General features: G+C 75.8%; 3 protein-coding genes. All 3 read right to left on the bottom strand.

Features of this window, described 5'->3' with window-relative positions; genetic code table 11:
- Positions 1-22 precede the first annotated feature (22 nt).
- The 3 genes from ACIGYR_RS15160 to ACIGYR_RS15150 all read right to left on the bottom strand — a co-directional run bounded on the left by ACIGYR_RS15160 (position 23) and on the right by ACIGYR_RS15150 (position 26,095).
- On the bottom strand, positions 23-15,724 hold the full coding sequence (locus ACIGYR_RS15160; RefSeq protein WP_399599300.1) for an SDR family NAD(P)-dependent oxidoreductase: 15,702 nt from the start codon (positions 15,722-15,724) through the stop codon (positions 23-25).
- Positions 15,725-15,791: 67 nt separating this feature from the next.
- Positions 15,792-20,549, bottom strand: a complete 4,758-nt coding sequence (locus tag ACIGYR_RS15155) for a type I polyketide synthase (RefSeq protein ID WP_399599297.1) — start codon at positions 20,547-20,549, stop codon at positions 15,792-15,794.
- A complete protein-coding gene (locus tag ACIGYR_RS15150; protein WP_399599293.1) occupies positions 20,546-26,095 on the bottom strand; it encodes an SDR family NAD(P)-dependent oxidoreductase in 5,550 nt (1,849 codons plus the stop codon). Before ACIGYR_RS15150 ends, ACIGYR_RS15155 begins: the two co-directional genes overlap by 4 nt.
- Between the last annotated feature and the right edge of the window lie 182 nt (positions 26,096-26,277).

Below are 26,277 nucleotides of genomic sequence, written 5' to 3'. Positions count from 1 at the left end.
CTCTTCCTTGTCGCGGGCGTCGTCACAGGGCGTCGTCGTCCCCGACGAGATCGTCGAGCGCCATGCTGATCAGGCTCTCGGCGTCCATCGCGTCGATCGACGCGCGGCCGGGCTCACCGGCCGGGGCCGGCTGGGCCGCGGACCGCAGTCCGGCGAGTTCCAGCAGGCTGTCCAGCAGGCCCGCCTCGCGCAGCCGCCCCACCGGGATGGCGGCGAGCGCCGCCCGCACGGAGTCCTCCTCGCCACGCGGGCCGTCGCCGGTGCGCGGGGCCAGCTCGGCGGCGAGGTGGTCGGCGAGTGCGGCCGGGGTCGGGTGGTCGAAGACGAGCGTGGCGGTGAGCCTCAGGCCGGTGGCCTCGTTGAGCCGGTTGCGGAACTCGACGGCGGTCAGCGAGTCGAAACCGAGGTCCTTGAAGGGCAGTTCGTTCTCGAACTCCTCGGTGCCGAGCACCGAACGAGCCTCGTCCCGCACCAGCCGCAGCAGCCGTTCGCCGCGGTCCCCGGGCGCGAGCCCGGCCAGTTCGTGGCGCAGCGCCGACGCGGCGGCCGACGCGCCGGGCCCCGTTCGGCGGGGCGCCCGCACCAGGGAGCGCAGCAGCGGGGCGACGCGGGCGGCCTCACGCGGGGCGAGGTCCAGACGGGCCGGCAGCAGGACCGGTTCGTCGCGGCCCACCGCCGCGTCGAACAGGGCGAGTCCGGCCTGCGCGTCGAGGGCGAGCACACCGCCGGAGGCGAGGCGGCGGGTGTCGGTGTCCCCGAGCCGGTCGGCCATGCCGCCGCTGCCCGCCCAGGCGCCCCACGCGAGGGACACCGCGGGCAGGCCGAGCGAGCGGCGGTGTGCGGCGAGGGCGTCCAGGAAGGTGTTGCCGGCGGCGTAGCCGGACTGGCCGGGGCTGCCGAGCAGGCCGGCCGCTGAGGAGAACAGCACGAACGCCGTCACAGGCCGCTCGCGGGTCAGTTCGTGCAGGTGCCAGGCGGCGTCCAGTTTGGGTCGCAGCACCGCGTCCAGCCGCTCGGGTGTGAGCGAGGTCAGGACGGCGTCGGCGAGCACGCCCGCGGTGTGCACCACCGCGGTGACCGGGTGTTCGTCCAGGACCCGGGCGAGCGCGGTGCGGTCGGCGGCGTCGCAGGCGACGACGCTCACTCGTGCGCCGAGCGCGGTGAGTTCTTCGCTCAGCCCGGCCGCGCCGGGTGCCGCGGGTCCGCTGCGGCTGAGCAGCACCAGCCGCTCGGCGCCGTGCGCGGTGACCAGGTGCCGGGCGACCAGCCGGCCCAGGGCGCCGGTACCGCCGGTGACGAGGACGCCACCGGAGAAGTCGGCCGGTGCGGGGCCGGCCCGGCGCGGGGCACGCAGCAGCCGCGGGACGCTCACCGCGCCGCCCCGCAGAGCCAGTTGCGGCTCACCCGAGGCGACCGCGGACGGCAGCAGGCGCCGGGAGGCGTCGGTGTCGTCCAGGTCGGCGAGGACCAGGCGGTCGGGGTGCTCGGACTGGGCGGAGCGGATCAGGCCCCACGCCGCGGCGGCGCCGGGGTCGGTGACGGCTCCCGGGCCGGTCGCTCCGTGCGTCGCCACCACCAGGGTGCTGTCGGCGAACCGGGCGTCGGCCAGCCAGTCCTGGACGCGGGCGAGGAGCCCGCCGGCGCCCGCCCGGATCTCGTCCGCTCCGGCACCGCCGGCGTGCACCACGACCAGGGTGTCGGGGGCCTGTTCCGCGGCCTCGGCCAGGTCGGCGGCGACGCCGACCTCCGCGACCTCGCCGGCCAGGGCACCGGCCAGCTCGTCGCGGCCGGGGCCGAGTACGGTCCACCGTCCGGCCTGCGGTGCGGCGGGCACCGGGACGGGCGCCCAGTCGAGGGCGAACAGGTCCTCGTGTCCGCCCGCCGCGACCGCGGCGATCCGCTCCGGGTCCACCTCCCGCAGCGACAGCGACGCCACCCGGACCACCGGCCGGCCGGTTCCGTCGGCGGCCTCGATGCGCACCGCACCGGTGCCGGCCGGGGCGATCCGCACCCGCAGGGCCGTCGCGCCCCGCTCGTACAGCTCCACGCCGTTCCAGGCGAAGGGCAGCGTCATGCGCTCCTCGGCACCCGCGCGCAGCCCGATGGTGTGCAGGGCGGCGTCGAACAGCGCCGGGTGCAGGCCGAACGCGGTGCTGTCGGCGGGGACGGCGACCTCGGCGTACGCCTCGTCGCCGTGCCGCCAGGCCGCACGCAGCCCCCGGAAGCGCGGACCGTAGTCGGCACCCAGCTCCGCCAGCCTCTCGTACACGCCGTCCACGCCGACCGGTTCGGCGCCGGGCGGCGGCCAGGCGGTGAGGTCGTGGCCGGGGGCCGCCCCGGCGGGGCGCAGTACGCCGGTGGCATGGACGGTCCACGGCTCGCCGTCGGCCGCGGCGGCGTACACGCGGAAGGCGCGGGCGCCGGTCGCGTCCGGTTCGCCGACCGTGCACTGGATGCGGACGGAACCGTCCTCGGGCAGGACCAGCGGCTCGGTGACGGTCAGGTCCTCCACCGTGCCGCAGTCGACGCGGGCCCCGGCGGCGAGGGCCATCTCGACGAAGGCGGTGCCCGGCAGCAGCGGCACGCCGCCCACGCTGTGATCGGCCAGCCACGGGTGCTCGGCGAGGGAGAGCCGGCCGGTGTACAGGGTGCCGTCGGCGCCGGCGAGTTCCACGGCGGTGCCGAGCAGCGGGTGGTCGGCGGCCGGGCGCGGCAGGCCGAGGTCGCCGGTCATCCAGTAGCGGGCCCGCTGGAAGGCATAGGTGGGCAGGTCCGAGCCGTCGCGGTGGGGCAGCTGGGCCGTCCAGTCGACGGCACGCCCGTGCACGTGCAGGGCGGCGAGCCCGGTGAGCAGAGCCTCGGTCTCCTCGCGGTCCTTGCGCAGCAGCGGTACGACGGCCGTCTCGTCGGGCAGGCACTCGCCGGCCGCGGCGGTCAGCGCGCTGCCGGGGCCGACCTCGGCGAAGTGCCGTGCGCCGGCGTCGTGCAGGGCGGTGACGGCGTCGGCGAAGCGGACGGCCTCGCGGGCGTGCCGCACCCAGTACTCGGGCGTGGACAGCTCGTCGGGGGCTGCCGGGGCCCCGGTGAGGGTGGACACCAGCGGGATGCGCGGCGTTCCGTACGGCACCGACGCCGCGATCTCGCGGAACTCCTCCAGCATCGGTTCCATCAGGGCCGAGTGGAAGGCGTGACTGACGGCCAGCTCCTTGGCGCGCTCGAAGCGGGCGGCCAGCGCGCGGGCCGGTCCGGCGGGCCCCGATACGACGACGGATGCGGGCCCGTTGACGGCGGCGATCCCCACGCCGTCGCCCAGCAGGGGGGCGACCTCCTCCTCGGTGGCGCGGACGGCGATCATCGTGCCGCCCTCGGGCAGGGCCTGCATCAGGCGTCCCCGGGCGGCGACGAGGGTGCAGGCGTCCTTCAGGTCGAGCACGCCCGCGACATGGGCGGCGGCGAACTCGCCGACGGAGTGTCCGGCGAGCAGGTCGGGCCGGACGCCGAACGACTCCAGCAGCCGGTACAGGGCCACTTCCACGGCGAACAGCGCGGGCTGGGTGTACTCGGTGCGCTCCAGCAGATCGGCGGAGTCCAGGACCTCCGCGAGCGGCCGGTCCAGCAGCGCGTCCAGGTGGGCGCGGACCTCGTCGAAGGCGGCGGCGAAGGCGGGGAACGCGGCGGCGAGGCGGCTGCCCATGCCCGGCAGCTGCGAGCCCTGACCGGAGAAGAGGAAGGCGAGCCGGCCGTCGGCGGCGGTGCCGAGGACGCCGGAGCGGGGTGTGCGGCCCTCCGCCACGGCCCGGACGCCCGCGGTCAGTTCGTCCCGGGTGCGGCCGAGTACGGCGGCCCGGTGGCCGAGCCGGGTGCGGGCGTGGGCGAGCGCGCCGGCGAGGCGGTGCGGGTCGGTGTCCGGCGCGGCGGACAGGTGCTCCAGCAGTCGGGCGGCCTGGGCGCGCAGGGCGTCCGGGGTGTGGCCGGAGAGCAGCCACGGCACGATGTCGGTCGGGGGGGTGCCGGTCTCGTCGGCGGGTTCCTCGGCGGGCGGGGCCTCGACGATCACGTGGGCATTGGTGCCGGAGATGCCGAAGGAGGAGATGCCGGCGCGGCGCGGGCGTCCCGGGTCCGGCCAGGGGCGGTTCTCGGTGAGCAGCCGGACGCCCGCGCCGTCCCACTCCACGTGCCGGGAGGGCCGGTCGATGCCCAGGCTGGCGGGCAGGGTCTCGTTGCGGATGGCCTCGACCATCTTGATGACGCCGGCGACACCGGCGGCGGCCTGGGTGTGGCCCAGGTTGGACTTGACCGAGCCGAGCCACAGCGGGTGGTCCTCGGTGTGCTCCGCGCCGTAGGTGGCGATCAGCGCCTGTGCCTCGATGGGGTCGCCGAGGGTGGTGCCGGTGCCGTGGGCCTCGACCACGTCGACCTCGGCCGCCTGGACTCCGGCCGCCGCCAGGGCACGGCGGATGACGCGCTGCTGGGCGGGGCCGTTGGGGGCGCTGATGCCGTTGGAGGCGCCGTCCTGGTTGACGGCGGTACCGCGCAGGACGGCCAGGATGTTCCGGCCGTTGCGGCGGGCGTCGGAGAGCCGTTCCAGCAGCAGGACGCCGGCGCCCTCGCCGAAGCCGGTGCCGTCGGCGGCGTCCGCGAAGGGCTTGCAGCGGCCGTCCCGGGACAGGCCCCGGTGCCGGCTGAACTCCACGAAGGTGCCGGGGGTGGCCATGACGGTCACTCCCCCGGCCAGCGCCAGCGAGCAGTCGCCCTGGCGCAGTGCCTGGGCTGCCAGGTGCAGCGCGACCAGCGACGAGGAGCAGGCCGTGTCGACGGAGAGGGTGGGGCCCTCCAGGCCCAGGGTGTAGGCGACGCGGCCGGAGACGACGCTGCCGGAGCCGAAGCTGCCGAAGTAGTCGTGGTACATGACGCCCGCGAACACACCGGTGTCGGAGCCGCGCAGGCCGGCGGGGTCGATGGAGGCGCGTTCCAGTGCCTCCCAGGAGGTCTCCAGCAGCAGCCGCTGCTGGGGGTCGGTGACCTCGGCCTCCTCCTCGTCCATGGCGAAGAACGCGGGGTCGAAGTCCGGGGCGTCGTACAGGAAGGCGCCGTGGCGGGTGTAGCTGGTGCCCGGCCGGTCCAGTGTCGGGTCGTGGAGGTTCTCCACGTCCCAGCCGCGGTCGGCGGGGAACTCGCCGACGGCGTCCCGGCCTTCGGCCACCAGCCGCCACAGGTCCTCCGGTGAGGCGATGCCGCCGGGGAAGCGGCAGGCCATGCCGACGACGGCGATCGGTTCGTCGTCGGCGGCGGCCCGGGGAGCGGTGCGGGCGGTCGTCTCGGTGAGGGTGCCGGTGAGTTCGCCGAGCAGGTGGCGGGCGAGTTCGGCGGGGGTGGGGTGGTCGAACACGAGGGTGGCGGGCAGCCGGAGGCCGGTCGCCGCGGTGAGCCGGTTGCGCAGTTCCACGGCGGCCAGGGAGTCGAAACCCAGTTCCCGGAAGGCCAGGGTGCGGCCGACGTCCTGGGCGGACCGGTAGCCGAGGAGGGTCGCGACATGGCTCCGCACGAGTTCGGTGAGGAACGGTTCGCGCTCCGCCCCGAGCAGTCCGGCGAGCCGGTCACGCAGGGCGTCGGCGCCGCCGGTCGCGCCCTGTCCGGTGGCCGCACCGGCCCGGCGTACGGGTACGAGACCGCGGAACAGCGGGGCCAGAGCCTCGCCCTGGGCACGCAGGGCGGCCATGTCGAGCTTCACCGGCAGCACGGCGGGGTCGGCGCCGCGCACGGCGGTGTCGAACAGGGCGACACCCTCCTCGGTCGCCAACGGGGCGACACCGCCGCGGGCGATACGGGTGAGGTCCGTCTCGTCGAGCGTGCCGGTCATCCCGCCGGCCTGCGCCCACAGCCCCCAGGCCAGGGAGTGCGCGGGCAGCCCGAGGGACCGGCGGTGCACGGCGAGCGCGTCGAGGTAGGCGTTGGCGGCGGCGTAGTTGGCCTGGCCCGGCGAGCCGAGCGTGGCGGCCGACGAGGAGAACAGCACGAACGCCGACAGGTTCAGGTCCGCGGTGAGTTCGTGCAGGTGCCAGGCGGCGTCGACCTTCGGCCGGAACACCGTGTCGATCCGCTCCGGGGTCAGGGAGGTGAGCACGCCGTCGGCGAGGACGCCGGCCGTGTGGATCACGGCGGTCAGCGGCCGGTCGGCCGGTACGGCGTCCAGCACGGCGGCGAGCGCGGCGCGGTCGGCGACGTCACAGGCGACGCTGGTCACCTCGGCGCCCAGGGCGGTGAGTTCGGCGCCGAGATCGTCGGTGGCGCCGCTGCGGCTGAGCAGCAGCAGGTGCCGGACGTTCCGCTCGGCGACCAGGTGGCGGGCGAGGATCCGGCCGAGGGCGCCCGTGCCGCCGGTGAGCAGAACGGTGCCGTCACCCAGACCGGTGCCCGCACCGGTGCCGACACCCGGGTCGGTGCCGGTGCCGGTACCCGGGCCTGTGCCGGTACCCGGACCGGTGCCGGTACCCGGACCGGTGCCGGTACCCGGACCTGTGCCGGTACCCGGACCTGTGCCGGTACCCGGACCGGTGCCGGTACCCGGGTCGGTGCCTGTACCGCCTCCGGTGCCGGTGCCTGTACCGATGCCCAGACCCGTGCCTGTACCTGTACCGACACCCGCACCGGCGTCAGCACCGGTGCCGGCACCCAGACCGGTGCCCGTACCGGTGCCGGTGCCCGCGCCGTCGCTCGCGCCGGTGTCCGGTACGTCGTCGGTGATGCGCGTCAGCCTCGGTGCCCGCCAGGCACCGTCACGGAAGGCCAGGTGCGGCTCTCCGGTGGCCACCGCCTCGGTGAGGCGTTCGGCTCCCGGATCCACCTCGGCCTCGACCAGCACGATGCGGCCGGGGTTCTCCGACTGGGCCGAGCGGACCAGACCGCCGGCCGCGGCTCCCGCCGGGTCGGTGCCGGTGACCACGACGAGGGTCGTGCCGGCAAGGCGTTCGTCGGCGAGCCGGACGCGCAGCGCGTCGAGGACCGTGTCGACGGCCGCCCGGGTCTCGGTGGCGTCGACCCCGGCCGGTGCGCGCAGCACCTCCAGTGGTGCCGCAACGGCCGTCGCGGACGCCGGGGCCGGCACCCAGTCGACCCGGTACAGCGCGCCCGCGCGGGCCGGGCGGGCTGCCGCGGCGAGCGTCTCAGCCCGCAGGGGCCGCAGGGTGAGCGACTCGACGGCGGCGACGGCCGCGCCCGTGGGGTCGGCGAGGGTGAGCGAGACGGTGCCCTCGCCGGCGGGCCGGACCCGGACGCGCAGCGCGCTCGCACCGGTGGCGTACAGCCGTACCCCGGACCAGGCGAACGGCAGCAGGGCCTCGTCGCCCGCGGCGTCGGTGAGGCCGACGGTGTGCAGGGCGGCGTCCGACAGGGCCGGGTGCAGTCCGAAGCCGTCGGGCGTGGCGTCGGTGGCGACCTCCGCGTACAGGCCGTCCTCGGCGCGCCAGGCGGCACGCAGGCCCTGGAACAGCGGCCCGTATCCGAGGCCGAGGGCGGCGAGTTCGTCGTACAGGCCGTCGAGCGGGACGGGTTCGGCGCCCCGCGGGGGCCACACGGTGAGCGGGTCGGCGGTCGTCGGCAGGGTGCCGGTCGGGGCGAGCAGGCCGTCGGCGTGCCGGCTCCACGGCAGTTCCTCGTCGGGGCTCTCCGGACGCGACCAGATGGTGACCGGGCGGGTCTCCCCCTCGGGCGGGCCGACGACGACCTGGAGCTGTACCGCGCCGTGGTCGGGCAGCACCAGCGGCGCGTGCAGGGTGAGTTCGGCGATGTCGCCGCAGCCCACCTGGTCGCCCGCGCGCAGCGCGAGTTCCAGGTGCCCGGTGCCGGGGAACAGCAGCCGGCCGCCGACCCGGTGGTCCTCCAGCCAGGGCTGGGTGCCCGGGGACAGGCGTCCGGTCAGGACGGCGCCCTCGCTGTCCGCCCGTACCATCGCGGCGCCGAGCAGGGCGTGGTCGGTGGGGGCGAGGCCGGCGGAGGTGACGTCGGCGGCGCTCGCGGTGCTGTCGAGCCAGTACCGGTCGTGCTGGAAGGCGTAGCCGGGCAGCGGGACCCGGCGCGCGTGGCGGCCCTCGGCGACGGCGCTCCAGTCGACGTTCGCGCCCCGGGTGAACGCCTCGCCCAGCGCGGTCAGCAGCCGGTCCCGGCCGCCCTCGTCGCGGCGCAGGGAGCCCACGGCCGCCACGGCGTCGTCGGTCTCCTGGATGCCGGGCGTCAGCACCGGGTGCGGGCTGGACTCGATGAACAGCTGGTGCCCGTCGGTGACGGCGGCGCGCACGGCCTGCTCGAACAGCACGGTGCCGCGCAGGTTGGTGTACCAGTAGCCGGCGTCGAGTTCCGTGGTGTCGATCGGTCCGCCGGTGACGGTGGAGTAGAACGGCACCTGCGTGCCGCGCGGCTCGATGCCCTCGAGGGCGTCGGCCAGTCGCTCGCGCAGGGTCTCGACGTGGGCGCTGTGGGAGGCGTAGTCGACGGGCAGGCGCTTGGCGCGGACCTTCTCCGCGCGCAGCCGGGCGAGGAGTTCGTCGAGGGCGTCGGGGTCGCCGGACACCACGGTGGAGGCGGCGCCGTTGACGGCGGCGACGGACAGCCGGCCGTCCCAGGGGGCGAGCCGGGCGCGGACCGCGTCGGCGCCCTCGCCGACGGACATCATGCCGCCGGAGCCGGACAGCAGCTCGGCGATGGCCTGGGAGCGCAGGGCGACGACGCGGGCGCCGTCCGCCAAGGTCAGGGCGCCGGCCGCGCAGGCGGCGGCGATCTCACCCTGGGAGTGGCCGATGACGGCGGCCGGGGTGACGCCGTACGCGCTCCAGAGGTGCGCCAGGGACACCATGACGGCCCAGAGCAGCGGCTGGACGACGTCGACGCGGTCCAGCTCGCCGCGCAGCTCGGTGGGGAAGTCCCAGTCGGTGTACGGCTCCAGGGCGGCGGCACACTCGGCCATGCGGGCGGCGAACACCGGGGAGTCGTCGAGGAGCCGGGTGGCCATGCCGGGCCACTGCGATCCCTGGCCGGGGAAGACGAACACCGGCCGGGCGCGGCCGGCCGCGGTGCCCTGGACGAGGTTGCGGGCGGTGGTGCCGTCGGCCAGCGCGGCCAGGGCGCCGCGCAGTTCGGCCGGGTCCGCTCCGGTGATCGCGGCCCGCTGGGCGAAGCGGGCGCGGGTGGTGGCCAGTGACCAGCCGACGTCGCAGGGGTCGAGCCCGGGGTGGGTGTCGAGGTGGCCGAGGAGGGCGGCGGCCTGGCCCGCGAGGGCGGCGGGCGTCTTGGCGGTGAGCAGCCACGGGACGGCGGGGCCCTGGGGTCCGGTGCGCTCCGGCTCGGCGGGGGCGGACGGTGCCTGTTCGAGGATGACGTGGGCGTTGGTGCCGGAGATGCCGAACGAGGACACACCGGCCCGGCGCGGACGGTCCGTCGCCGGCCAGGCCCGGTCCTCGGTCAGCAGGCGCACGTTCCCGGCGTCCCAGTCGACCTTCGTGGACGGCGCGTCCACGTGCAGGGTCCTGGGCAGGACGCCGTTGCGCATCGCCATCACCATCTTGATGACGCCCGCCACACCGGCGGCTGCCTGGGTGTGCCCGATGTTGGACTTGACCGAGCCCAGCCACAGCGGCTCGCCGGCCGGCCGGCCTTGCCCGTAGGTGGCCAGCAGCGCCTGCGCCTCGATCGGGTCACCCAGCGTCGTACCCGTCCCGTGCGCCTCCACCACGTCCACGTCGGCGGTGGTCAGGCGGGCGTTCTCCAGTGCCTCGAGGATGACGCGTTCCTGGGAGGGACCGTTGGGCGCGGTGAGGCCGTTGGAGGCACCGTCCTGGTTGACGGCGGTGCCGCGGACGACGGCCAGCACCTCGTGGCCGTTGCGCCGGGCGTCGGAGAGCCGTTCCACGACCAGGACGCCGACGCCCTCGCCCCACACGGTCCCGCCCGCCGCGTCGGCGAAGGCGCGGGTGCGGGCGTCGGCGGCGAGCGCGCCCTGCCTGCTGAACTCGATGAACGTCTCCGGGGTGGCCATGACCGCCACGCCGCCGACCAGCGCGAGGCCGGACTCGCCCTGTCGGAGGGACTGGGCGGCCAGGTGCAGCGCCACCAGCGAGGAGGAGCAGGCGGTGTCGACGGACAGCGACGGGCCCTCCAGGCCCAGGGTGTAGGCGATCCGGCCGGAGATGATGCTGCCGGAGCCGAAGCTGCCGACGTAGTCGTGGTACTGGACCCCGGCGAACACGCCGGTCCGGCTGCCCTTGAGGGTGTGCGGGTCGATGCCGGCGCTTTCCAGTGCCTCCCAGGACGCCTCCAGCAGCAGCCGCTGCTGCGGGTCCATGACGAGGGCCTCCTTCGGGCTGATGCCGAAGAACGCGGCGTCGAACGCGCCCGCGTCGTGCAGGAATCCGCCCTCGCCGACGTAGGAGGTGTCGGGCCGCTGCCGGGTGGGGTCGACGATGCGGTCCACGTCCCAGCCCCGGTCGGCGGGGAACGGGGTGATGGCGTCGGTGCCGTCGGCGACCAGCCGCCACAGGTCCTCGGGGGTGCGGACGTCGCCGGGGTAGCGGCACGCCAGTCCCACGATCGCCAGGGGTTCGTCCGCACGCGCGGTGCCGCCGCGACGGCCGCTTCGACGCGCTGTGGTCCGGGCGCCGCCGATCAGGGTGCCGAGGTGGGTGGCGAGCGCTTCGGGCGACGGGTGGTCGAAGACCAGGGTGGCGCTCAGCCGCCGGTCCAGTTCGGCGGAGAGGGAGTTGCGCAGTTCGATGGCGGCGAGCGAGTCGAAGCCGAGGTCCTTGAAGGCGCGGTCGGTCTCCACGCTGCCGGGGTCCGCGTGCCCGAGCACGCCGGCGACGTGGGCGCGGACGGTGTGCAGCAGCGCCTCGGCGCGTTCCTCCTCCCCCAGAGCGGCCATGCGCTCGGCGAACGTCACGTCGGCCCCCTCCGCGGCGGCCTCGCGGCGCATCGGGCGGCCCGCCAGCGCGCGGAAGACGGGCGCGAGAGCGCTGCCCTGGGCGCGCAGCGCGGGCAGACTGAGCCGCACCGGTACCAGCGCGGGCCGGCCGGCGCGCGCCGCCCGGTCGAACAGGGCGGTGCCCTCGTCGGCCGACAGCGCGGTCATGCCGCCGCGCGCCATACGGGCGCGGTCGGCCTCGTCGAGGGAGCTGGTCATGCCACCGGACGGGGCCCAGGGTCCCCACGCCAGCGACAGGGCGGGTGCCCCCTGGGCACGGCGGTGGGCGGCGAGAGCGTCCAGGAGGGCGTTGGCGGCGGCGTAGTTGCCCTGACCGGGGGCGCCGACGGTGCCTGCGACGGACGAGAACAGCACGAACTCCGCGCGGTCGCCGATCAGTTCGTGCAGGTGCAGGGCGCCGAGTGCCTTCGGCGCGAGGACCGTGTCGATCCGCTCGGGGGTGAGCGAGGAGACCACGCCGTCGTCGAGGACGCCGGCGGCGTGGACGACCGCGGTCAGTGGACGGTCGGCCGGGATGGCTGCCAGGACGGCGGCGAGACTGTCCCGGTCGGCGACGTCGCAGGCGTGGGCGGTCGCCGTGGCACCGAGGGCGGTGAGTTCGGCGATCAGTTCGCCGGCGCCGCCCGACCGGCTGACGAGGGCGAGGCGACGGACACCGTACGCGGTGACCAGGTGCCGGGCCAGCACCGGACCGAGGCCGCCGGTGGCGCCGGTCAGCAGCACCGTGCCCTCGGGATCGAGGGCGAACCCCGTTGTCCCGGCAGGTGGTTCGGCGCGCACCAGCCGGGGGGCACGGGCGGTGCCCGCGCGCACCGCGATCTGCGGTTCCCCGGAGGCGAGAACGGCGGGCAGTACGGCGTCGGCGTCCGCGCCCGGTTCGAGGTCGAGCAGCACGAACCGGTCCGGGTTCTCCGACTGCGCGGATCGCACCAGGCCCCATACGGCCGCGCCGGCCAGGTCCGGCACGTCCTCGCCCGCGGCGCTCACCGCGCCCTCGGTGACGACGGCGAGCGGGCGGGGGTCGTCGTCCTGGAGGGCCGCGAGCGCCCTGTGCAGCGCCTCCCGTACGGCGTCCCCGTCCCTCCCCGGCGTGGTGCGCAGCACCCGGTGGCCGGTGTCGGGGGCGTCGGTGTCCAGGGGCAGCGGCTGCCAGTCGAGGGTGAACAGGGCGTCGGCGCTTCTGTCGCGGCCGGCGCGCAGGTGGGTGAGCGGGCGGGAGGTGAGGGAGGTGACCGTGGCGACGGGGGCGCCGGTGGCGTCGGCGAGGTCGACGGCGAAGGCGTGCGGCCCGGTGGGCACCAGCCGGGCGCGCAGCACCGAGGCGCCGACGGCGTGCAGGGTGACGCCCGCGAACAGGAAGGGCAGGCGGGCGGTGTCGTCGGCGGATCCGTCGCCGAGCAGGGCCAGGGAGTGCAGGGCCGCGTCGAAGGCGGCGGGGTGCAGACCGAAGCGGGACGCGTCGGCGGCGGGCCGCTCGGGCAGCCGTACCTCGGCGAACACCTCCTCGCCGCGCCGCCAGGCGGCCGTCAGGGCCTGGAAGGCGGGCCCGTACGCGAGGCCGGCGGCGGCGTGCCGCTCGTACAGGCCGTCTGTGTCGAGGGGTTCGGCGTCCTCGGGGGGCCAGACGTCCAGGCGGGCGCCCGGGGTGCCGGTGCCGGCGGCGAGCAGGCCGGAGGCGTGCGGGGTCCAGGGTTCGTCGGCGGGCAGGCTCTCGGCGCGGGCGTAGATGTGGACCGTGCGGGCGCCGGACGGGTCGGGCGCCCCGACGGCGACCTGGACGCGCACGCCGTCGTCCGGGGGCAGCACCAGCGGTACTTCCAGGGCGAGTTCCTCCAGCCGGCCGCAGCCGACCTGGTCACCGGCGCGGACGGCGAGTTCGACCATGGCGGTGCCGGGGACGACGACCGAGCCGCTCACGACGTGGTCGGCGAGCCAGGGGTGGCTGCGCACCGACAGCCGGCCGGTGAGCACGGCGCCGTCGGAGTCGGCCAGCATCGTGGCCGCGCCGAGCAGCGGGTGGTCGGCGCAGTCCAGTCCGGCGGAGCCGACGTCGCCGGCCGGTGCGGCCGTCTCCGGCCAGAACCGCTCGCGCTGGAAGGCGGTGGTGGGCAGGTCGACGGTGCGGGCGCCGGTGAACAGCGCGGTCCAGTCCACGGGCGCACCGCCGGCGTACATCTGCGCCACGGCGGTGAGCAGCGTCTCGGTCTCGTCGCGCTCGCGGCGGCCGGCGGCGGCCAGCACCGCGTCGGTGTCGGTGCCGTCGGCGGCCAGGCACTCGCGGGCCATGGCGGTCAGTACGGCGTCCGGGCCGATCTCGAGGAAGCGGGTGACGCCCTCGGCGGCGAGGGCGCGTATCCCGTCGTGGAAGCGGACCGCCTCGCGCACGTGCCGGACCCAGTAGTCGGCAGTGGCGATGTCCTGGGTGGCGAGGGCGCCGGTGACGTTGGAGACGACGGGGACGCCGGCCCGGTGGAAGGTCAGGGACTCCACGACCGACCGGAAGTCGGCCAGCATCGGCTCCATGAGCGGGGAGTGGAAGGCGTGCGACACCTTCAGCCGCCGGCTCTTGGCGAAGCGGGCGGCCACCGCCTCGGCCTCGGCGGCGTCGCCCGAGATCACCACGGAGCCGGGGCCGTTGACGGCGGCGATGCCGACCCGCGCGGTGAGCAGCGGGCGGACCTCGTCCTCGGTGGCGCGTACGGCGATCATCGCGCCGCCCTCGGGCAGCGCCTGCATGAGCCGGCCGCGCGCGGCCACCAGCCTGGTGGCGTCCTTCAGGTCCAGCACGCCCGCGACATGGGCGGCGGCGATCTCGCCGATGGAGTGTCCGGCCACGTGGTCGGGGGTGAGGCCCCAGGACTCCACCAGCCGGTACAGGGCGACCTCGAAGGCGAACAGCGCGGTCTGGGTGCGGGCGGTGCGGTTCAGCGGTTCGACGTCGTCGCCGAGGACGAGGTCGCGCAGGTCGTCGTCGCCGAACAGCGCGCAGCTGTCGTCGAAGGCGCGGGCGAAGACCGGGAAGCGCGCGTACAGCTCCCGGCCCATGCCGGCGCGCTGTGCTCCCTGCCCGGTGAACAGGAAGGCGGTCTGTCCCTTGCGGACACGGCCGAAGGCCACGCCCCGGCCGCCCTCGGCGACACCGCTCAGGGCCGTGACGAGCGCGTCGGTGCCGGCGCCGAGGACCACGGCCCGGTACTGGTGGGCGGTGCGGGTGGCGGCAAGGGAGTGCGCCACGTCCACCGGGTCCTGTTCACCGGCGACGGCGACCAGGCGGGCGGCCTGTTCGCGCAACGCGCGCTCGGTACGGCCGGAGACCACCCAGGGGACGAGCGGCGGTGCCGTACGCGGTTCGGCCTCGTCCGGTTCTTCGGCGGGGGCCTCCTCCAGGATGGTGTGCGCGTTGGTGCCGCTGGCGCCGAAGGAGGAGACGGCGGCCCGGCGCGGGCGGCCGGGGTCGGTCCAGGGCCGGTTCTCCGTCAGCAGCCGGACCTGGCCCTGGTCCCAGTCGACCTTGGTGGACGGCTCGTCGGCGTGCAGCGACTTGGGCAGCACGCGGTGCCGCATCGCCATGACCGCCTTGATGATGCCGGCGACGCCGGCCGCGGCCTGGGTGTGCCCGATGTTGGACTTGACCGACCCGAGCCACAGCGGGGTGTCCGCGGGCCGGTCCTGCCCGTAGGTGGCGAGCAGCGCCTGTGCCTCGATCGGGTCGCCCAGCGTGGTGCCGGTGCCGTGCGCCTCCAGCAGGTCGACGTCGGCGGGGCCGAGCCGCGCACCGGCCAGCGCGGCCCGGATGACGCGCTGCTGGGAGGGCCCGTTGGGCGCGGTCAGTCCGTTGGAGGCACCGTCCTGGTTGACGGCGGAGCCACGTACGACGGCCAGTACCTGGTGGCCGTTGCGCCGTGCGTCGCTGAGCCGCTCCAGCACCAGCATGCCGGCGCCCTCGCTCCAGCCGGTGCCGTCGGCGGCGTCGGCGAAGGACTTGCAGCGGCCGTCCAGGGCGAGACCGCGCTGCCGGGAGAAGGCGACGAAGTTGCCCGGGGTGGACATCACGGTCGCGCCGCCCGCCAGCGCGAGGGTGCACTCCTTGTCGCGCAGCGCCTGTACGGCGAGGTGCACGGCGACGAGCGCCGAGGAGCAGGCGGTGTCGATCGTGACGGCCGGGCCTTCCAGGCCCAGGGTGTAGGAGATGCGGCCGGAGATGACGGCGGCCAGCACGCCGGTGCCGAGTGCCGCCTCGCTGTCCTCCGGCATCTTCGCCAACAGGTCTTTGTAGTCCTGGCCGTTGGTACCGGCGAACACGCCGATGCGGGCGCCGTGCGCCGAGTCGGGGGCGATCCGGGCCCGTTCCAGGGCCTCCCACGACACCTCCAGCAGGAGCCGCTGCTGGGGGTCCATCGCGACCGCCTCGCGGGGGCTGATGCCGAAGAAGTCCGGTTCGAACCCGGCCGCTTCGGTGAGGAACCCGCCGCGGGTGACGTAGCTCTTGCCGGTGGCGTCCGGGTCGGGGTCGTAGAGCGCGTCGACGTCCCAGCCCCGGTCGTCGGGGAAGTCACCGATGGCGTCGGTGCCGTCGTGGACGAGCCGCCAGAACTCCTCCGGGGTGGTCACGCCGCCGGGGAAGCGGCAGCTCATCCCGACGATGGCGATGGGTTCCCGGTCCTGGGTCTCCACCTCGCGCAGCCGCTGGCGGGTCTGGGCCAGATCGGCGGAGACCCGCTTGAGGTAGGAGAGCAGCTTTTCGTCGTTGGTCATCGGGTGTCGCCACTCCTGTGCGAAGAGGTGGACTGCGGTGGGGCCGGGGTGTCGTGGGAGGGTCGCCTCACGCCGAGCCGAGTTCGTTGTCGATGAAGGCGAAGACGTCGTCGGCGGAGGCTTCCTCGAGCCGTCCGGCGACGGTGGCGGCGTCCTGGCCGAGGGTCTTGTTCAGGTCGGTGAGCAGTGACTGGAGGCGGGTGGTGATGCGGCCCTGTTCGATGTCCTCGGCGGTGAGGTCGCCGAGCCGGGCCGCGACCCGGTCGAGTTCGGCGACGACCGAGTCCACGGTGGGGTCGGCGCCCGCGAGTTCGCTGCCCAGGTGCTTGGCGAGGGCGGCGGGGGTGGCGTAGTCGAAGATGAGGGTGGCCGGCAGCGGCACCCCGGCGGCGCTGCTGATCCGGTTGCGCAGGTCGACGGAGGTGAGGGAGTCGAAGCCGAGGTCGCGGAAGGCGGTGGTCGGCTCGACCGCGCCGGCGTCGGCGTAGCCGAGGACGGTGGCGGCCTGGCCGCAGACCAACTCCTGCAGGGCCCGCTCGCGTTCGCCGCCGGTGAGGCCCGCGAGCCGCTCGGCGAAGCCGTCGACCGTACCCGCCTCGGCGCCGCCGCCCGTGCCGCGCCGCGCCTCGGGCAGGGAGGAGAGCAGGGCGCTCGGCCGGGACGAGGTGAACGCGGGCGCGAACACCGACCAGTCGACGTCGGCGACGGTGACGGTGGTGTCGCCGCCGTCCAGGGCGCGTTGCAGCGCGGTGAGCGCGCGGTCGGGGTCGAGGGGGGACATGCCCATCGCGCGGGCCGCCGAGCGGACGGTGCCGTGGGCGGCCATGCCCTCGCCGCCCCACGGGCCCCAGGCCACCGAGGTGGCGGGCAGCCCGGCCGCGCGCCGGTGCTCGGCGAGGGCGTCGAGGTAGGCGTTGGCGGCGGCGTAGTTGGCCTGTCCCGCGCCGCCGACGGTGGCGGTCAGGGAGGAGAACAGCACGAACGCCGACAGGTCGCGGTCCGCGGTCAGTTCGTGCAGGTGGCGGGCGGCGTCGGCCTTGGGGGCGAGGACGCCGGTGAACCGTTCGGGGGTGAGCGCGTCCAGGACGCCGTCGTCGAGGACGCCGGCCAGGTGCAGCACCGCGGTGAGGGGGTGCTCCTCGGGTACGGAGTCGAGCAACGCGGCCAGCGCCCGGCGGTCGGTGACGTCGCACGCGACGAGGGTCACCTCGGCACCGCTGCCGGTGAGTTCGCGGACGAGGTCCGCGGCGCCGGCCGCGTCCGGGCCGCGGCGCGAGGTCAGCAGCAGGTGGTCGGCGCCGGCGGCGGCCAGCCACCGGGCGACGGCCGTGCCGACGGCACCGGTGGCGCCGGTGACCAGCACCGTGCCGGACGGCTTCCAGGGGGCGCCGGCGCGGGCCGGGGCGTGCTCCAGCCGCCGGCCGTAGGCACCGGACTCGCGGATGACGACCTGGTCCTCGCCACCGGCGTCGCCGAGGAGCGCGGCCAGCCGGGCGACGGTCCGCGGGCCGACCTCGGCGGGCAGGTCGACCAGTCCGCCCCAGCGGTCGGGGTGCTCCAGGGCGGCGACCCGGCCGAGACCCCACACCGGGGCCTGGGCGAGGCCGGTGACGGTGGCGGAAGTGCCGTGGGCGACGGCATCGCGCGTGACGCACCACAGCGGGGCGGTGAGCTCGGCGTCCCCGAGGGCCTGTACGAGGGTGGCGGTGGCGGCCGGTTCGGTGCCGGGCGCCAGCAGGGACAGGACACCGTCGACCGCACCGTGGCCGGTGAGCAGCCCGGCGAGTTCCGTGCGGTCGGCCGTGTCCGGCACCGTGCGGGCGTCGACGGTGAGGCCCCGGTCGGTGAGCCCGGTCAGGACAGCGGTCGTCCAGGCGTCGCCGGTGGCGGGGACGACGGCCAGCCAGTGCCCGCCGAGCGCCGGGGTGGCGGCGGGCGCCAGCGGCTCCCAGGTGACCCGGTGCCGCCAGCCGTCGGCGGCGGCGTTGGCCTGCCGTTGCCCGTGCCAGGCCGCGAGGGCCGGTACGACGGCGGCGACGGACGACTCGTCGGCGACACCGAGCGTGGCGGCGACCGCGGTCACGTCCTGGTCCCGGACCAGTTCCCAGAACGGGTCGGCCGCGTCACCGCCCGCGCGGGCCGTCGCCGAGCGCTCGGCCTGGAGGATGGGGGCGTCCTCCCAGTGCCGGTCGCGGCGGAAGGGGTAGGTGGGCAGGTCGACCCTGCGGCCCCCGGCGAACAGCACCGTCCAGTCGGGGCCGGGGCCGGTCAGGTGCAGCCGGCAGACGGCGTCGACCAGGGCGGCGTCCTCGGCGCGGTCGCGTCGCTGGGTGCCGATGACGTCGGGCACCACGTCCTGCGCCAGGTTGGTGAGCACCGAGTCGGGGCCGACCTCCAGGAAGCGGGTGGCGCCCTCGGCGGCCAGCGCGGTGACTCCGTCGTGGAAGCGGACGGCCTCGCGGACGTGCCGTACCCAGTAGTCGGGCGAGGTGAGTTCGCCGGCCAGGGCGCCGGTGACGTTGGAGACGACCGGCAGGGCGGGCTCGTGGAAGGTGAGGCCCGACAGCACCTCGCGGAAGGCGTCGAGCATGGGGTCCATGCGGTGGGAGTGGAAGGCGTGCGACACCTTCAGCCGGGTGGACTTCTCCACCTGTGCGGCGACCGCGAGTACGGCTTCCTCGTCACCGGAGACGACCACCGCGCGCGGGCCGTTGACGGCGGCGATGTCGACGCCGTCGGTGAGCAGCGGCCTGACCTCGGCCTCGGTGGCCAGCAGGGACACCATCGCGCCGCCGGCCGGCAGTTCCTGCATCAGCCTGCCGCGGGCGGCGACCAGGGCGACCGCGTCCGGCAGTTCCAGGACCCCCGCGGCGTGCGCGGCGACGACCTCGCCGATGGAGTGCCCGGCGAGCAGGTCGGGGCGGACGCCCCAGTGCTCCAGCAGCCGGTACAGGGCGGTCTCGAACGTGAACAGGGCCGCCTGGGTGTACATGGTCCGGTGCAGCGGCGATGTGGCGGGGTCGGGGTCCTCGTCGAACATGACCTCGCGCAGCGGACGGTCCAGGTGTGCGTCGAAGGCGGCGCAGATCTCGTCGAAGGCGGCGGCGAACACCGGGAACGCGGCGTGCAGGGTGCGGCCCATACCGGGCCGCTGGGATCCCTGGCCGGAGAACAGCATGCCGAGCCGGCCGGGTTCGGGCGCCACCACGACGGGCGCGCTGCCGTCGGCGACGGCACGCAGACCGGCCAGCAGCTCGTCCCGGTCGCGGCCGGTGACGGCGGCCCGGTGGGAGAACACGGTACGCGTGGTGGCCAGTGAGTGCCCGACGTCGTACGCGTCGAGACCGGCGGCGACCGCGAGCAGCCGCTCCGCCTGGCGCTGGACGGCGTCGGAGCCCTTGCCGGACAGCACCCACGGTACGACGGGCAGCGCGGCGCGCTGCGGGGCGGGCGCGTCCGGCTCGGCGGGCGGCGCCTGCTCGAGGATGGTGTGGGCGTTGGTGCCGGAGATGCCGAAGGAGGACACGCCGGCGCGCCGGGGACGTCCGTCGGGGGTGTCCCAGGGGCGGGGCTCGGTGAGCAGCCGGACGTCGCCCGCGCTCCAGTCGACGGCGGTGCTGGGCGTCTCGGCGTGCAGGGTGCGCGGCAGGATGCCGTGGCGCATCGCCATGACCATCTTGATGACGGCGCCGACGCCGGCCGCGGCCTGCGGGTGACCCATGTTGGACTTGATGGAGCCGAGCCACATGGGCTGGTTCCCGGGCCGGTCCTGCCCGTAGGCGGCGATGACGGCCTGGGCCTCGATGGGGTCGCCGAGGGTGGTGCCGGTGCCGTGTGCCTCGACCACGTCGACGTGGTGCGGGGCGAGCCGCGCGTCGGCGAGGGCCTGCCGGATGACCCGGATCTGGGCCGGGCCGCTGGGCGCGGTCAGGCCGTTGGAGGCGCCGTCCTGGTTGACGGCCGAGCCGCGGACGACGGCGAGCACCTCGTGGCCGTTGCGCAGCGCGTCGGTCAGCCGCTCCACGAGCAGCATGCCGGCGCCCTCGGCCCAGGCGGCGCCCGCGGCGCCGTCGGAGAAGGAGTGGCAGCGGCCGTCGGGGGACAGCGCGCGGCGCTCGCTGAACTCGATGAACATCTCGGGGCTGGCCATGACGGCGGCGCCGCCCGCCAGCGCCAGGGAGCACTCCCCCTTGCGCAGCGACTGGATGGCCGAGTGCAGCGCCACCAGGGAGGACGAGCAGGCGGTGTCCATGGTGACCGCGGGGCCCTCCAGGCCGAGGGTGTAGGCGATGCGGCCGGAGACGATGCTGCCGGAGATGGTGCCGCCGATGTAGTCGTGGTGCATCAGGCCGACGAAGACACCGGTGGAGGAGCCCTTGACCGTGGTGGGGTCGATGCCCGCGCGCTCGAACGCCTCCCAGGTGACCTCCAGCAGCAGCCGCTGCTGCGGGTCGGTGCCGGGGGCGTCCTTGGGACTGATGCCGAAGAACGCCGGGTCGCACTCGGCGGCGTCGTGCAGGAAGCCGCCGTGGCGGACGTAGGACTTGCCGGGGGCTCCCGGCTCGGGGTCGTAGATCGCCTCGACGTCCCAGCCGCGGTCGGTGGGGAACTCGGTGACGACGTCGGTGCCCTCGTCGACGATCCGCCACAGGTCCTCGGGCGTGCGCACCCCGCCGGGGTAGCGGCAGCCCATGCCGATGATGGCGACGGGCTCGCGGTCCCGCTCCTCCAGCTCCCGTACGCGGCGGCGGCTGCGCTCCAGCTCGGTCGTGGCCCGCTTGAGGTAGTCGCGGAGCTTGCCGGCCGTGGCCGAGTCTTCCATCACAGGGCTCCCAGTTCGTTGTCGATCCTGGCGAAGAGTTCGTCGTCGCTGGCGTCCCGGAAGTCCTCCGGCGCCTCGGGCGCGGTGGGACGTCCGTGGGTGTCCTGCCAGCTGCGCAGCAGCGCTTCGAGACGCGCGGTGACACGGGCGTGGCTGCCGTCCTGGTCGGGCAGGCCGCGCAGGGTGGTTTCGAGGCGGTCCAGTTCGGCCAGCGCGGACCGGGCCCGGTCGGCCGGTGCGGGCACGAGCGCGGTCTTGAGGTGGGCGGCGAGGGTGAGGGGCGTGGGCTGGTCGAAGACCAGCGTGGCCGGCAGGGTGAGGCCGGTGGCGCCCGCGAGGTGGTTGCGCAGTTCGACGGCGGCGAGCGAGTCGAAGCCCATCTCCTGGAAGGCGCGTCCGGGGTCCACCGACTCGGGTGAGGGGTGCCCGAGGACGCCGGCGACGTGGGTGCGGACCAACTCGAGCAGGGCGCGGTCGCGGTCGGCGTCGGCCAGCGGCGCCAGCCGGTCGCGCCAGGAGCCGGCGGGTGTGCCCGCGCCGGGCTCGGCACCGCGCCGCCGGGCGGGCCGTACCAGGCCGCGCAGGAGCGCGGGTACGCCGTCGGGCCGGGCGCGCACCGCGGCGGCGTCCAGGCGGACGGGCACCAGTACGGCGTCCTCGCCGCCGAGGCCGGCGTCGAAGGCCCGCAGTCCCTGGGCGGGGGTCAGCGGCGGCAGGCCGAGCCGGCGCAGCCGTTCCAGGTCGGCGGCGCCGATGCCGGCGCTCATGCCGCCGGAGCCGGACCACAGACCGTAGGCGAGGGAGACGGCGGGCAGGCCGAGCGAGCGGCGGTGGGCGGCGAGGCCGTCGAGGAAGGTGTTGGCGGCGGCGTAGTTGGCCTGGCCGCCGCCGACCAGCAGACCCGCGGTGGAGGACAGCAGGACGAACGCCGACAGGTCGTTGTCGCGGGTCAGTTCGTGCAGGTTCCAGGCGGCGTCCGCCTTGGGCCGCAGCACCCGGTCGACCTGGTCCGGGCCGAGGGCGGTCAGTACACCGTTGTCGACGACGCCGGCGGCGTGCACCACGGCCCGCACGTCGTGCTCGGCCAGCAGCGCGGCCAGCTCGGCGCGGTCGGCGGCATCGCACCGGGCGAGGGTGACCTCGGCTCCCGACTCGACCAGGCCGTCCCGCAGTTCGGCGGCTCCGGGGGCGTCCGCGCCGCGCCGGCCGGCCAGCAGCAGGTGTCGTACGCCGTGCTCGGTGACCAGGTGACGGGCGATCAGGGCACCGAGGCCGCCGGTGCCGCCCGTGATCAGAACGGTGCCGTCCGGGTCCCAGGCGAGCGAACCGCCTGGCTTGGCGCGGGCCAGCCGCGGCACCCGCACCTCGCCGTCCCGCACCGCGACCTCCGGTTCGCCGGAGGCGATCGCGGCGGCGAGGGCGGGGCCCGGTGCGGCACTGGTGTCGCTGTCGACGAGCAGGAACCGGCCGGGGTTCTCGGCCTGGGCCGCGCGTACGAGTCCGTAGAGGGGGGCGTGGGTGAGGTCGCCGGTGCGCAGCAGCACGGCGAGCCGGCGGTCGGCACAGCGCTCGTCGGCCGACCAGGCGCGCAGTGTGTCCAGGGCGGCGTTCACCCGCTCCCGTATCAGGCCGGGCAGATCCGTCACGACGGCGGGGGCGGCCGGTACGGCCAGGACCACCACGTCGGGCACCGGACCGGCGGCGGTGAGGGCGGCCAGGTCGGCGTGACGGGGCGCGTCGACATTGGTCTCGTCAGGGCCGGTGTCCACGGGGCCGGTGTCCGGGAGGCCGGCGTCCACGCGGTCGGTGTCCGGCAGACCGGTGTCCACGCGGCGGGCGTCCGGGAGGCCGGCCCCGACGAGACCGGTGTGCACGCGGCCGGTGGCCCGGAGAGCGGTGTCCGGGAGGCCGCACACCGCCAGGGTGGGCGGGTCGGTGGCGGTCGCCGGGGCGGGTGCCGGGACGAGGTCCACCCGGTACAGCGGGTCGTCACCGTCCCCGGCGAGCTGCTCGGCGGAGACGGGGCGGGCCACCAGGCTGCGCACGGTCGCGACCGGCGCGCCGGTGCCGTCGGCGAGGGCGAGGGTGACGGCGTCGGGGCCGGACGGGGACAGACGCAGGCGCAGGGTGTCGGTGCCGGCCGCGTGCAGGGTGACACCGCCCCAGGCGAACGGCAGCACCGCCTGGCCGCCGGGCAGGTCCAGCAGGTTGACGTGCAGGACGGCGTCCAGGAGCGCCGGGTGCACGCCGAACGCGGCGGCGGTGGCACGGGCGCCGTCGGGCAGGGCCGCCTCGGCGAACAGTTCGTCACCCCGGCGCCACATGGCACGCAGGCCCTGGAAGACCTCGCCGTAGCCGTAGCCGGTGCGGGCCAGGCCGGGGTAGAGGCCCTCCAGGTCGACGGGTTCGGCGCCCTCGGGCGGCCAGTCGGCCAAGGAGGTCGGGCTCCCCTCGTCCGCCCCGGTCACGACGCCGGCCGCGTTGCGTGTCCACGCCGCGTCGGGGGTGTCGGCGCGGCGGGACCAGACGGTCAGCTCCCGCCGTCCGTCGCGCTCACCGCCGACGGCCACCTGTACGGCCAGTGCGCCCTGCTCGGGCAGGATCAGCGGGGCGTGCAGGGTGAGTTCGTCGACGGTGTCGCAGCCGGTACGCTCCGCCGCCTGCAGCGCCATCTCGACGAAGGCGGTGCCGGGCAGCAGCACCGTGCCGTGCACGGCGTGGTCGGCGAGCCAGGGGTGAGAGGCGCGGGAGAGCCGGCCGGTGAGCACCGCTCCCCCGGTGTCCGGCAGGTCGGCCGCGGCGGTCAGCAGCGGATGGCCGGTGGCGCTCTGCCCCAGGCCGTCGGCGTCGCCGCTACCGCCTGCGGTGGCCTCCAGCCAGAGCCGTTGGCGCTGGAAGGCGTAGGTGGGCAGGCCGGTGTGCCGGGCGGCGTGCGGGGCGAAGAACGCCGCCCAGTCCACGGCGGTGCCGGCCGCGTGCAGCCGGGCCACGGCCGTGACCAGGTCGCGTTCCTCGTCACCGTCGCGGCGCGACCCGGCGACGGTCACGCTGTCCCCGGGCAGGCAGTCCGCGGCCAGGGCGGTGAGGGCGGCGTCCGGGCCGACTTCGAGGAAGGCGCGGACGCCCAGCTCGTGCAGGGCGGCGATGGCGGGGGCGAAGCGGACGGGCCGGCGGACGTGCTCGACCCAGTAACCGGCGGTGGCCATGCGGCCGGGATCGGCCAGCACGCCGGTGAGCGTGGAGACGATCGGGATCCGCGGCGCCTCGAAGGAACACCGGGCTGCGGCCTCGGCGAAGCCGGCCAGCATCGGCTCCATCAGCGGCGAGTGGAAAGCGTGCGAGACCTTCAGCCGCTTGCTCTTTTCGAAGCGGGCCGCGAGGGCGTCCACGGCGTCCTCGGCACCGGAAACGACCACGGAGCGGGGGCCGTTGACGGCGGCGAGGCCGACCCGGTCGTTCAGGTGGGGGGCGACCTCCTCCTCGGTGGCGCGCAGCGCCGCCATGGCGCCGCCCGCGGGCAGGGCAGCCATCAGGGTGCCGCGCGCGAGCACGAGCCGGACGGCGTCCGGCAGGGACAGCACCCCGGCGACATGGGCGGCGGCCAGTTCGCCGACGGAGTGTCCGGCCAGGTAGTCGGGGGTCACGCCCCAGGACTCCAGGAGGCGGTACAGGGCCACTTCGGTGGCGAAGAGGGCGATCTGCGCGTAGTCGGTACGGGTCAGCAGGTCGGCGTCGGCGTCGATCACCTCGGCGAGCGGCCTGTCCAGGCTCCGGTCGGCGAGCGCGCACACCGCGTCGAACGCCTTCGCGTACACCGGGAAGGCCCGGCGCAGGGCGCGGCCCATGCCGGGCCGCTGCGCTCCCTGGCCGGTGAACAGGAAGGCAGTCCGGCCGCCCACCTGGGTGAGCGGTGGCGCGGCGGCGAGTCCGGCGAGCAGTTCGGCGGTGTCCCGGCCGACCGCGACGGCGCGGTGCTCGAAGCGGGCGCGAGTGGTGGCCAGCGACAGACCCAGGTCGGCCGGGCGGGTGCCGGGGTGCCGGTCGAGGTGGTCGCGCAGACGCGCGATCTGTCCGGCGAGGGCCTGGCGGGTACGGCCCGAGACGATCCAGGGAAGCCAAGCTCCGTCCCGCCCGGTTCGGCTGTCCTCGTCCCCGGCCGGGCCCGGCTCGGCGGGCGCCTGTTCGAGGATGACGTGGGCGTTGGTGCCGCTGATGCCGAAGGAGGAGACGGCGGCGCGTCGGGGCCGTCCGGTGCCGGGCCACGGGCGCCGCTCAAGGGCCAGTTCGACAGCGCCCGTGCTCCAGTCCACCTGGTCGGTGGGGGCATCGACGTGGAGCGTCGGCGGCACTTCACCGTGCCGCATGGCCAGCACCGTCTTGATGACACCGGCGACGCCCGCGGCGGCCTGGGTGTGCCCGAGGTTGGACTTGACCGAGCCCAGCAGCAGCGGCTGCGTACGGTCCTGGCCGTAGGTGGCGAGCAGGGCCTGGGCCTCGATGGGGTCGCCGAGGGAGGTTCCGGTGCCGTGTGCCTCGACCACGTCGACGTCGGCGGCGGTGAGCCCGGCACCGGCCAGCGCCTGCCGGATGACGCGCTGCTGGGAGGGGCCGTTGGGCGCGGTCAGGCGGCTGCTGGCGCCGTCGGAGTTGACGGCGCTGCCCCGGATGACGGCGAGCACCGGGTGGCCGTTGCGCCGGGCGTCGGCGAGCCGCTCCAGCAGCAGCATGCCGGCGCCCTCGCCCCAGCCGGTGCCGTCTGCCGCCGTCGCGAACGCCTTGCAGCGGCCGTCCGGGGCGAGTCCGCGCTGTCGGCTGAAGTCGATGAACGTCTCCGGTGTGGACATCACGGTGACCCCGCCGGCGAGGGCGAGCGAGCACTCGTCCGACTGCAGCGCGCGCACCGCCCAGTGCAGGGCGACGAGCGAGGAGGAGCAGGCGGTGTCGACGGTGACCACCGGGCCTTCGAGGCCGAAGGTGTAGGCGACGCGTCCGGAGGCGATGCTGGCGGCGCTGCCGTTGGCGAGGTAACCGTCGAGGTCGTCGGGTACGGAGGTGAGGCGGGTGGCGTAGTCGTTGTACATCACGCCTGCGAACACGCCGGTGCGGCTGCCGCGCAGGGAGGCCGGGACGATGCCGGCCCGCTCGAGGGCCTCGTACGAGGTCTCCAGCAGCAGCCGCTGCTGCGGATCCATGGCGAGGGCCTCGCGGGGGCTGATGCCGAAGAAGTCGTGGTCGAAGTCGGCGGCGTCGTGCAGGAATCCGCCGGTGCGGGCGTAGGTCCTGCCGGGCCGCTGCGGGTCGGGGTCGTAGAGGGCGTCCACGTCCCAGCCCCGGTCGGCCGGGAAGTCGGACACCGCGTCGGTCCCGGACGCGACCAGGTCCCACAGTTCCTCGGCAGTGGTGACGCCGCCCGGGTAGCGGCAGCCGATGCCGACCACGGCGACGGGGCCGTGTGCGCGTTGCTCGTTCTCGCGCAGCCGTCGACGGGCCTCCCGCAGTTCCGCGGTGGTCCGCTTGAGGTAGTCGAGCAGTTGCTCTTCGTTGTTCACCAGCGCGCCATCCGATCGAGATCGAAGTGAGGGCCTGGGCCGTGCGGATCGCCTCCGGACGGTTTCCGGTCCGCTTCCCCTCCGTTGTCGGAGGCTAGGCAGGCGGCGATGACGCAAGACACCCCTACGGCCCCCAGGGGCCCCTGCGGCCGGGTAAGGGGTCCCGGGAAACGATCGCCTTG

The sequence above is a fragment of the Streptomyces sp. NPDC053076 genome (assembly GCF_044546845.1).
Lineage (GTDB): Bacteria > Actinomycetota > Actinomycetes > Streptomycetales > Streptomycetaceae > Streptomyces.
This window is presented reverse-complemented; position numbering and strand designations above follow the sequence as displayed.

Excerpts from the sequence above, each read along its gene's own strand:
- ACIGYR_RS15160 (WP_399599300.1), bottom strand. The coding sequence starts at position 15,724 with ATGACCAACGACGAAAAGCTGCTCTCCTACCTCAAGCGGGTCTCCGCC.